Here is an 11,133-nt window from a genome sequence, read left to right on the forward strand (position 1 = left end):
ACAGGCCCTCTCAATGAGGGTACTACTTTTTTTTCATAACTTTCAATCTTATGTTAATACCTACTTAAAGGTAGTGAATAGTGATCTAATGATTGCTTGAAGCTACCTTTAGGTTTAGTTCAACAACGTATCCTATGAAAAGCAATAATCTTGTCTCTTAAAAATAATATTTTAATTTCTATTATTTCATAGTCATACAATTTCTAAAGCAATAATTTTTGATGACCTGAATAACAGGATTGGTCCTGATGGCTTGCCAGGCTACTTTCACACAATAAAAGCGACTAAGGAATTTTTAGCGAGTTCAAATAAAAAAAAGGCGATTAAAAAACCGCCTTTTTATCACTATCTATAGATTTCTTATTTTTTCAGATCAAAACGGTCTAGGTCCATCACCTTGGCCCAAGCCTTTATAAAATCTTTTACGAATTTTTCTTCAGCATCACTGCTCGCATAGAATTCAGCAATTGCTCTAAGTTCTGAATTAGATCCAAAAATTAGATCTGCTCTGGTAGCAGTCCATTTTTTCTCTCCACTTCCTCGATCTGTTGCTTCAAAAACATTTTCATCCTCAGATATAGATGTCCATGTATTTTTAATATTCAGCAGGTTTACAAAGAAATCATTGGTAAGCTGTCCCGGTCTCTCTGTGAAAACTCCATGATTAGATCCATTATAATTCGCTCCCATTGCGCGCATCCCTCCTACTAAAACAGAAAGCTCCGGGGCAGTGAGTGATAATAGCTGGGCTCGATCTATCATAATCTGTTCTGCAGAAGCCGAAATATGATCTTTGTTTCTATAATAATTCCTGAAAGCATCTCCATTAGGTTCCAAAGGCTCAAAAGCTTCAACATCGGTCTTTTCCTGCGAGGCGTCTGTCCTACCGGGACTAAATGGAACTTTTACATCGTGCCCCGCTTTATTGGCAGCTTTTTCAATTGCAGCACAACCTGCTAAAACGATAAGATCTGCAATGGAAACTTGCTTATTTTCAGATTGATTATTATTAAAATCATTTTTTATTCCTTCCAACCGGTTTATGACTTTTTGCAATTGCGGCGGATTATTTACTTCCCAATTTCTTTGGGGTTCTAATCTTATTCTTGCCCCATTAGCTCCTCCACGTTTATCAGAATTACGATAGGTGGAAGCTGAACCCCATGCAGTAGAAACCAATTGTCCTGCAGATAAGCCTGAATCCAGAATTCTACTTTTAAGATCTGAAATATCCTGATCATTAATTAATTCGTGATCTACTGCCGGGATAGGATCCTGCCATAACAGTTCTTCCTGAGGAACTTCCGGCCCCAAATATCTTTCGATGGGGCCCATATCACGATGAGTCAATTTAAACCAGGCACGCGCAAAAGCATCTTCAAAATCTTCCGGATTTTCATGAAAGCGTTTGGATATTTTCAAATACTTTGGATCTTGTTTTAGTGCAAGATCTGTGGTTAGCATAAAAGGGGCATGTTTTTTATTGGGATCGTGGGCATCGGGAACCGTCCCGGCACCTGCATCACCTTTTGGTTTCCATTGGTAAGCCCCGGCAGGACTTTTGGTTAATTCCCAGTCGAATCCAAAGAGGTTTTCAAAAAAGTTATTGCTCCATTTAGTTGGGGTTGTCGTCCATGCTCCCTCCAATCCACTGGTTACTGTACTTCCCGCATTTCCTGTTCCAAAAGTGTTTTTCCAGCCTAAGCCTTGTTCTTCAATAGCAGCACCGGCCGGTTCCATCCCCACAAATTCTTCAGGATCTGCAGCACCATGGGTTTTACCAAAAGAATGCCCCCCAGCAATTAAGGCTACAGTTTCTTCATCATTCATGGCCATTCTGCCAAAAGTTTCTCGAATATCATGGGCAGCTCCAATAGGATCTGGATTTCCATTAGGCCCTTCGGGATTTACATAAATTAAACCCATATGGGAAGCTGCTAATGGGTTCTCTAAGTTATCACTTTCAGCATAGCGCTCTTTGTTGGCCAGCCACTCACCTTCAGATCCCCAATAAATATCTTCTTCCGGCTCCCAAACATCTTCTCTTCCCCCGGCAAAGCCAAAAGTCTTAAATCCCATGGATTCTAAAGCGACATTACCTGTTAGAACCATGAGATCTGCCCAGGAAAGTTTATTCCCATATTTCTGCTTGATAGGCCAAAGTAAAAGCCTGGCTTTGTCAAGATTGGCATTATCTGGCCAACTGTTCAAAGGCGCAAAACGCTGTGATCCTGAACCGGCTCCTCCCCTACCATCGCCAATTCTATAAGTACCTGCACTATGCCAGGCCATTCTAATAAAAAATGGGCCGTAATGCCCATAATCTGCCGGCCACCAATCCTGCGAATCGGTCATAAGATCATGAAGATCCTGTTTTACTTCGGCGAGGTTTAGTTTTTTAAATTCTTCAGCATAATTAAAATCATCTGCCAAAGGATTGGCCTGTTTGGTATGCTGATTTAGTATTTTGATATTTAACTGGTTAGGCCACCAGTCTTTATTGGACGTACCATTTCCAGCAGCGAACTTTCTCGCTCCTCCCATAAAAGGGCATTTACTTGATTCATTAACTTCCCATACTTTATGATTATCTGGATGGTTGGAATGATTGTTATTTGACATTATGGAATATTTTTATTGTTAACATTCTAAATTTAGAATTATATTTTCTGAAAATCTTCAATCTTTTATAGGTAAAATTTATGAATGCATAATGCATATACAATAATACAAAGCTATACTGCAAAATGGTAAATTATAAATAACTGGTTCTTAAAAATGAAGGACTGAAGGTTAAATACAACCCCGCTCACTTAATTATCAATTATCTACTACTATTCCATATCCAAAAACGCAGGTTAAGATTTAATTTGATTCCTTTACTATCTTCGTGAAAATTTTTGAGGCATGGGAAATCAGTTTTTTGAAGATGAAAATTACCATCATGAAGATTATACCAATACTCCACTAAAAGAGGGTGACTATGAAGTTTGTTCTTTTACCAATTGTAACTTCTCAAATACCAATCTTGCGGCAAATAAATTTATTGAATGTGATTTTATAGATTGCGATTTGAGCAACGCTTTGCTGAATAAGACTGCTTTTCAGGATTGTAGTTTTACTAACTGCAAGATGCTGGGACTAAATTTTGAAAAATGCGAAAGTTTCGGATTTTCCATCAAAGCAACTCATTGTAATCTTAGCCATTCTATCTTCTATAACCTGAAAATACCGAACACTGATTTTCAATATTCCAAATTACAAAATGTAGATTTTAGCGAAGCAATTTTGGTAAAGGCCAACTTTCAGGATTGTGATTTACAAAACGCTATCTTTCAAAATACAAATCTGGAAAGTGCTGATTTTAGGGGAGCCATGAACTATTCTATAAATCCTGAAGATAATAAAATCGCCGGAGCTAAATTTTCATTATCTGAAGTGCGCGGACTTCTGGACAAGTATAATATCAAGATCGATTAAGGATATAATTGAGCGCTTCAGAAGTTATTCCGAAGATTATTCTAGTTTTTTTGAAAATTTTAGGCGAAATATTTTAATACTATATAAACCGCTAAAAAAACAGAAAAGGCTAAAACGATACCTCGATAAATGTGTGAATAATCCTTTATCATTTTAAATGCATTTGCTTTTAAAATGGTAGACGATGAAGCTTAGCTAATATAACAAATTTTTATAAATTAACATTAGCTTAGGAATTTAATTTTAAACTTAAGTGTTCAGAATCAGGATATTATAATTACTAGCTTATAAATTAAAATATTAATTGCTAATTAGTTAACGAATAATGAAATTTGGGAGTTATTCAATCATTACTTTTCTTTTTTGAAAACATTTGAAAATACTGGACTTCTCGAAACTTTTTCGGCAAACAAAAAAATGCTATTGATGTGCGAAGTCCCCACTTTATTGGAATCAATTACTTCCAGTTTTAATTAATTTTAAACGAAAAATAAGATGAAATTTATAGGTTTTCTTCGAGGTATTAATGTGGGAGGTAAGCATAAACTTCCTATGGATGATTTAAAAAAAGTCCTTTCCAATATGGGTTATACCAATATTTCCACAGTGCTAAACTCGGGGAATATTATTTTTGAGTCAGAAGAAATTTCAGCAAAAACAATTGAATCAGACATTACTTTAAAATTGAAAAAAGAATTCCATTTCGATACCCCCACGATTATTATAAAAGCAGATGATATAAAAAAAATATACCGGTATGATCCTTTCAGCAAAGTGAAGATTGATAAAAACATTCGTTTATATATTACATTTTTAAAATCGGTCCTAAAAAGTAAAATTTCTATTCCATGGATTAGTGAGGACAATTCTTTTAGGATCATTAAAATTGAAGATAAAATGGTTTTGAGTGTTTTAGACCTAAATATTGCCGGAACGATAGATGCCATGAAAAATTTGGAAAAACTTACAGGGAAAAATGTGACCACCAGAAATTGGAATACGGTGGAAAAAATTGTAAAAAAACTCGATGAGAAGAAGCGCTAAGATTTTCCCTCCTTATGCTGGTTTTATTTTTCAATATTTAAAGCCCCTAATACTAATTTTGAAAATTAAGAAACGGAGGCCTTTTAGAAGTATCTGGTTTAGTCTGGTTGGAATCTTTCTAATTTGTAATTTCTATACTTTTCAGGCTCGTGACCTTCCGAAAGATATTTGTTAGCAATGGAACAAGAAGTCTATTAATTGAATTATAAATAACTTTGAATCAGATATTAAAAGTTCTAAACTATTTTATACATTTATCCCATTACCACATTTAAATAAAAAGGTGAAACACCTAACAGAAAATCTTAGTCAGGACGTACAAAATATTCTAGACATTCAGTCTATACCTTCCATTCTTAATGTTATTTGCAAAACTACAGGAATGCGTTTTGCGGCTATAGCAAGGGTTACAGAAGAACGTTGGATTACGTGTATGTCTCAGGACAATATTGATTTTGGGCTTGAACCGGGTGATGAACTGGAACTGGAAACCACCATTTGCAATGAAATTCGGCAACACTCTGAACCGGTTATCATTGATAATGTATCAGAAAATAAAGAATTTTGTACACATCACACTCCCATAAAATACGGTTTTCAATCGTATATTTCTTTTCCAATTTTTAAAAAAAATGGAGAATTTTTTGGGACCTTGTGCGCGATCGATCCGGAACCGGCAAAACTGGAAAACAAAGAGACCCACGAATTATTCAAATTATATACTGAATTGATCTCTTTCCATTTACAGGCGATGGAAGAATTACAGCTTACCAAAAAGAGCCTAGCCGAAGAAAAAAAAGTTGGTAAACTTAGAGAAACCTTTGTCGCCGTTTTAGCGCACGATCTTCGAAATCCTTTAGGGACCACCAGGCTTTGTGCAGATATTCTGATGAAACTCGATCTGCCAGCTTTCGCATTAAAACAGGTTAGCACTATTAAAACTACTTCCCTGCGAATGCAGGAATTGATAGACAATTTGCTGGATTTCGCCAAAAGTGAACTGGGAGAAGGGATTAGCCTTGAACAGGAAATAAACAATGTGAAGCTCAACACCGAAATCACGCAGGTGATTCGGGAATTTAAAACTACAGATGCTGAACATGACCTCATCTATTCTGAAGATATTACAGAGGAGGTTTTGTGTGATCCTTATAGAGTAGCGCAAATGTTTTCCAACTTAATGAGTAACGCGGTAAAACATGGATCTCCAGATACACCTATCATAATAGATTCGTTTACTTCTAATGGGGAATATCATTTAAAAGTTACCAATTCCGGTAATATTATTCCAGAGAACAAAAAAGCAGGCTTGTTTAAACCATTTTATACTGATAAAAAAGATGGTTTAGGTCTAGGCCTTTATATCGTTTCAGAAATTGCTGAAGCGCATCAGGGCAAAATTGAAGTAGAGTCAACTGAAAAACATACAAGTTTTGAATTTATCATGCCATTAAAATAAATTGCCCGCATTCTTTCCTGTTAATAAATTAAAACTTTTCCTATTATTGTTTTTAAAATCTTACACCATGAAGAAAAAAGCAATTTTCCTACTTTTTCTAAGTACTGTTTTAGCATGTAAGAATGATAAACCTAAAAATTCTTCTTTATTTTCAGAAGATCCTTCGATTTTTGATCTAAGATTTTCAAATTATAAAGAAATTCCCCAATTGGAAGAATATTCAAAAATTTCAGATACTACTTTTTTTGATAAACAGATAAATAAAGAATTCAGGATTACTGAAATAAAAAATGATACTTCGCATCTCATCTTATTTAATGAATTATTTTATGACAATAAAGACAATGAAGTATATACTATTTTAGACACGCTTGCCTTAGACAATATGCAGGAAGGAGAATTTATTAGCATAGGTTATTGTGATTATCAAAAACTGGAGATGCCTCAAATCGTTGCAAAATTTAGAATGATGGAGAATGATTCACTATCTGAAATTAAAAAAGCATGGTTAGCAGATCCTGTAAAAAAGGCTTTCAAAAGAATCTATGAACTGGATAGTATTGGATGTGAGTTTCAAATCATCAAAGAACAATATTTAAAATTACCGTAATAAATATAGGATAATTAAAACCAGGAAAATAATGCCCCGTAGCAATAAATTTTTCATGTTTTTTGCCAATTACCATCCCTTAAGTAATTAAAATGAACAACAGAAAATTAAGCAATAAAGTCAGGGTTTATCACCGTTACTTGGGATTTTTCCTTTCCGGAATCATGGCCATGTACGCTATTAGCGGCATTGTGATGATTTACAGAAACACTGATGCCTTTAAAATAGAAGAAAAGATCGAAAAGAATGTGGGTAAAGACCTCACTTCAGATGAATTGGGGAAGACTTTAAAATTTAGAAATTTTAAAGCTGATAGCGAGGAAGGAACTAAGATCTATTTTAAAGATGGAGTATATGATAAAACAAGTGGAATAGCCAATTATAGTCAAAAGGAACTTCCGTTTATCCTTAAACAAATGACGGGAATTCATAAAGCAACCACAGACAGGCCTTTATATTATTTAAATATTTTCTTCGGAGTTTCCCTCCTGTTTTTTGTACTATCGGCATTCTGGATGTTTTTACCAAAAACGCCAATTTTCAAAAAAGGGATGCTATTTACCCTGGCGGGGATCTTATTGACTATCGCTCTTCTATTTATTTAATTGTGGATTAGCTGCGTTTTCTTTATGATAGAATATTCATATTCTTCACCAGAGGTTTTTTCAATCCTGTAACCTAGTAATAAGATCGCCACGCTCCGCTCGCGATGACTAAAAATAAAACCTTATTGCGAAAGATTAATATGATTAAATTGAGTCCCGAAAAAAAATGATTTAAAATCCCAGTTCAACTAACTTTTGATCGTTGATAGGTTTTCTAATTACTTTTTTTACGTATGGATGCTTACTTATTTTTTCAACTTCGTCAGGATCCTGAGAAAATGTAATTACATAAGCTTCTATCTCATAATTCACCTGGCCCTCGTAGAGCTTATCCAGTAACTGCTGTCCCGATAGGACAGGCATATTCAGATCTACAAAAATTAATACCCTCTTTGTACTTTCGTCTAAATCTAATAATTTCTCGAGTGCATGAGTAGCTTTATCGTATTTATCAATTGAGTTCTCTGGAAAAAACTGTTGTAAATACAGGGTTTGAATAGAATTTATTATAGGTTCATCATCTATCAGAAAAATTCTGTCGTACTTCATATATAATAATTAATTAATTTCTTTTAATATATCTATTAAAAGTTCTAACGTTATGGGTTTAACAACATAATTATGCACATTACTATATAACTTGGCTTTTTCCCGATCTTCATTGCTAATGCTACTCGTAAGGATATAAATAGTAATTTGCTTATCTATAGGGATTTTAACGAATTCTTCTAAGAATTGCCAACCGTCCCATATAGGCATATTTAAATCTAACAATATCAACTCCGGAAGGATTTCCCCCGCCTGGAAAATTGCTTTTAACTTATCATATGCTTCCTTTCCATTTTGACATATCATAATATTTTCGATACATCCAGATAATTCCAGATACTTTTTAGACAAAAAAATATGCACGGGATCATCTTCTATCAGGCAGGCAAGATTAATTTTTTTCATAGGGTAGTTTAATAATAAATCTGGTTCCAACATTCACCTCACTTTCTACTTCAATTGTCCCATCCATAGATTCTATTTGGTTTTTTGTCAGAAAAAGGCCAATCCCCCTGGCATCCTTATGTTCATGAAATGTTTTATACATCTTGAACATCTTTTCCCTGTATAGATTAAGGTTTATGCCTAAACCATTATCAATTATTTCAATATAGACCTTTTTACTGATTGTATTTTTTCGGGCATTTATACTAATAAAACTTTCTCTAACTGGCGAACTATATTTTATCCCATTTGTAATAAAATTAAGCACAATGCTTTCCAGATAAGATCTTAGCCCATAAACTTCAATTTCTTCAGGAATGTCCAAATCAACACGTACATTTTCCGATTCTAATAGTGCATGAACACTTTCAAGCATCTTGTTAACTACAGAATGAAGATTTACCCCTTGGAAGTTTTGTTGTCCTGAAAGGTTAACCTCTACTACTTCATTTAAATCCTTGATGGTAGTTTCCAAATTTGATGAAGCATTTTTTAAATGCATAAAAGATTCGTCTGCATTGAGGTTTGGATTAGAATCCAATAAAAAGTTTAATAAAAGGGAAATTCCGCTTGAATGTGACCTTAAATTATGTGAGACTATATGAGCAAAGTTTTTAAGTCGTTCATTCTGATTTTCGGTGGTATTTAAAAGTTTTTGATTTTTTAATCTTCCTTCTTCCTTTAGCTCTTCATCGTGCTTTCTAACTGAAATATCCTCAATAAAACTCCATATCACTCTTTTTCCATTGGTATCATACGCTAAAACACCATTTAGCAGGACAGGGTATTTACTGCCATCTTTTCGAATATATTCCTTTTCATAAGGGCCATAAAAACCAATACTATCCAAGAGACTAATCTGTTCCCTATCCAAATTCTTGTATTCCGGAGGAGTTAGATCGAGATAGCTTAAATGTAAAAACTCTTCAATCGTATATCCCGTAGGTTCCACAAGTTTTTGATTTGCTTCTATAAACCCTCCGGTTTCATAATCATTTAAAGCTATGCCTAGAGGTGAAAGACTATATAATGCTTCGAGCAATTTTTCCCTGTAAACAACTTCAATTTCTTTCTTTCTTTTGTAGGTTACATCCTGATGCATTCCATACATCCTGCTAGGTTGATTATTTTTATCCCTTGAAAAAACTTTCCCTTTGGTTGATATCCAGATCCAAGAATTATCTTTATGCCTGAAGCGATATTCACAGGAAAATTTTTCTTTCAGACCTTTAAAATGTTCATCCAGTTTTTTCTTAACCAAACCAATATCCTCAGGATGTACCAAATTTTGCCAGAAATTAATACCTTTACCTTTCAACTCACCGGCTTTATAACCTGAAATTTTTCCCCAAACCTTATTAAATTGTAATCGATCCTTTTTTATTTTCCAGTCAAACGTAGCTGTTTCAGTACCCTGAGTGATGTACTCATACATTCTTTTTTCCTGGGCCAGATTATTATTCAGTTTTTCAAGTTCTTCAGTCTTTCGTGTTAATTCAAGGGATTTTACAACCTGATTAGCAACTTTTTGAAGTTTGACTATTTGTTGAGCAGATAACTTTTGAGGTTGGCTATCGATGCCACATATCGTACCTAAAGGAAAACCCTCTTTATTAAGTAAAGCTACCCCTGAATAAAATATGACGGGATTCTCGCCATTCACGAAAGGGTTATCGGCAAATCTATGGTCTAGCCTTGCATCTTCTACAACCATTATACCTTCCTGGTTATTAATCGTATGAGTACAAAAGGTAAATTCTCTGGGAAACTGTCTTACTTCAAGATCGATTCCGTGTGAAGATTTAATCCATTGGGTATCTTTTCCAATAAGGGTGATTAAAGCGCTTTCAGTTCCACAGATTTCGGAAGCCATGGCACATAAAAAATCGAGATCATCTTCTTTTATATTGGTAGAAGTATCATACTTATCAACTTCACCAACACGTTCAATATCATTTACAGGGACAGAAAAGTATTTCATTATAGCGTAGAATTTGTAGGCGGACCAATATAGAGCGAAAATTATCTAAATTCAACCCTAATAATGACAATCTTCTAAAGAATAAAGGGATAACTTAAATTTAAGAACATATTATTAAAAATAATGAGGGTTTTGTTGAGGATTTTCAAAAATACTATTCAAATAAAAAATATGGCACTTGCCAGATAAGAAGATAAATACTGATAAAATGCTCAATTATTTTTATTCCTATTATTGATTCTTTTTATTTATTTCCACGATGATAGGAAAGTTATTTGTGAAGGGTCGAAGAAAATGAACTCTATTTCTTGCAGGAAATAAAATTGCTCTGTGGGTTACCCACTTGTTAAGAAAAACCAGTATGTGAGAAAACAGTTTACTCCTTGATTAATTTAAATACTGAAATTGTATTCTCCTTAAAATTCGTGATATAAAGCCTATTTTCATCGAATAAAACATCCGTAGGATAGTTGATCTTCTCCGTGAGAATTTGTTGCAATAATCCATTTAGATCATAGATCAACACCCTACTGTTTTCCTGATCGGTTACAGCAAGTAAATTATTTCTTATATCAATTCCCGAAGCTACATTTATGGCATCTAAAGCGCCGATGATGTTTAAAAGTTTCCCGTCCAGATCAAAAACCTGTATGCGATGGTTATAGGCATCTGCCACATAAATTTTATCCTGTTGAATTTTCACATCTATGGGATAATAAAGTTCTCCTTTATCGTGCCCTTCTTTTCCTATAAAATGTACCTCATCATTTATTTGGAGAATAATCCTATGATTATAAAAGTCGGCAATTGCGATCGTATCTCCATTTACATTTATAGAGTTACTACGATAAAGACTATTTTATTAAATTGATATCAAATATAATAAGGATGGAATTTACGGGATTGAGTTTGATAAAGTTTACTGAAACCTTCAAAACTGATGAAGATTGCAAGAAATACC

The 11,133-nt window shown here is 34.1% G+C and carries 10 protein-coding genes; 5 read left to right on the top strand and 5 right to left on the bottom strand.

The genetic code is table 11. The features are described 5' to 3' along the window. Nucleotides 1-360 precede the first annotated feature (360 nt). Nucleotides 361-2,622, bottom strand: coding sequence for a catalase/peroxidase HPI (gene katG / locus DHD80_RS19405; RefSeq protein ID WP_279347078.1), 2,262 nt, complete (start codon nt 2,620-2,622; stop codon nt 361-363). A gap of 285 nt (nt 2,623-2,907) precedes the next feature. On the opposite strand from katG, the gene DHD80_RS19410 reads away from it, so the two are divergent. The 5 genes from DHD80_RS19410 to DHD80_RS19430 all read left to right on the top strand — a co-directional run bounded on the left by DHD80_RS19410 (nt 2,908) and on the right by DHD80_RS19430 (nt 7,198). Continuing rightward, entirely contained in the window at nt 2,908-3,480 is a 573-nt protein-coding gene (locus DHD80_RS19410) for a pentapeptide repeat-containing protein (RefSeq protein WP_251743132.1), read from the top strand. A gap of 495 nt (nt 3,481-3,975) precedes the next feature. Beyond that, nucleotides 3,976-4,524 carry a DUF1697 domain-containing protein gene (locus tag DHD80_RS19415; protein ID WP_251743133.1) on the top strand — a complete coding sequence of 183 codons (549 nt, stop codon included), beginning with the start codon at nt 3,976-3,978 and terminating at the stop codon, nt 4,522-4,524. A 283-nt stretch (nt 4,525-4,807) separates the two neighbouring features. Then, entirely contained in the window at nt 4,808-5,983 is a 1,176-nt protein-coding gene (locus DHD80_RS20035) for a GAF domain-containing sensor histidine kinase (RefSeq protein WP_251743134.1), read from the top strand. 67 nt (nt 5,984-6,050) lie between these two features. Continuing rightward, complete coding sequence (locus DHD80_RS19425) at nt 6,051-6,593, top strand: hypothetical protein (RefSeq protein ID WP_251743135.1); 543 nt, start codon at nt 6,051-6,053, stop codon at nt 6,591-6,593. A 92-nt stretch (nt 6,594-6,685) separates the two neighbouring features. Beyond that, nucleotides 6,686-7,198 carry a hypothetical protein gene (locus DHD80_RS19430; protein WP_251743136.1) on the top strand — a complete coding sequence of 171 codons (513 nt, stop codon included), beginning with the start codon at nt 6,686-6,688 and terminating at the stop codon, nt 7,196-7,198. 171 nt (nt 7,199-7,369) lie between these two features. Here DHD80_RS19430 and DHD80_RS19435 read toward each other — a convergent pair whose 3' ends face one another. The 4 genes from DHD80_RS19435 to DHD80_RS19450 all read right to left on the bottom strand — a co-directional run bounded on the left by DHD80_RS19435 (nt 7,370) and on the right by DHD80_RS19450 (nt 11,007). After that, nucleotides 7,370-7,747 carry a response regulator gene (locus DHD80_RS19435; protein WP_251743137.1) on the bottom strand — a complete coding sequence of 126 codons (378 nt, stop codon included), beginning with the start codon at nt 7,745-7,747 and terminating at the stop codon, nt 7,370-7,372. Between the two features lie 9 nt (nt 7,748-7,756). Beyond that, a complete protein-coding gene (locus DHD80_RS19440) occupies nt 7,757-8,152 on the bottom strand; it encodes a response regulator (protein WP_251743138.1) in 396 nt (131 codons plus the stop codon). Beyond that, nucleotides 8,139-10,172: a PAS domain-containing protein gene (locus DHD80_RS19445; protein ID WP_251743139.1), complete on the bottom strand. Its 2,034-nt coding sequence runs from the start codon at nt 10,170-10,172 to the stop codon at nt 8,139-8,141. Before DHD80_RS19445 ends, DHD80_RS19440 begins: the two co-directional genes overlap by 14 nt. 376 nt (nt 10,173-10,548) lie before the next feature. Beyond that, on the bottom strand, nt 10,549-11,007 hold the full coding sequence (locus DHD80_RS19450; protein WP_347709991.1) for a 6-bladed beta-propeller: 459 nt from the start codon (nt 11,005-11,007) through the stop codon (nt 10,549-10,551). Between the last annotated feature and the right edge of the window lie 126 nt (nt 11,008-11,133).

This window comes from Gramella sp. AN32 (assembly GCF_023718305.1).
GTDB lineage: Bacteria > Bacteroidota > Bacteroidia > Flavobacteriales > Flavobacteriaceae > Christiangramia > Christiangramia antarctica.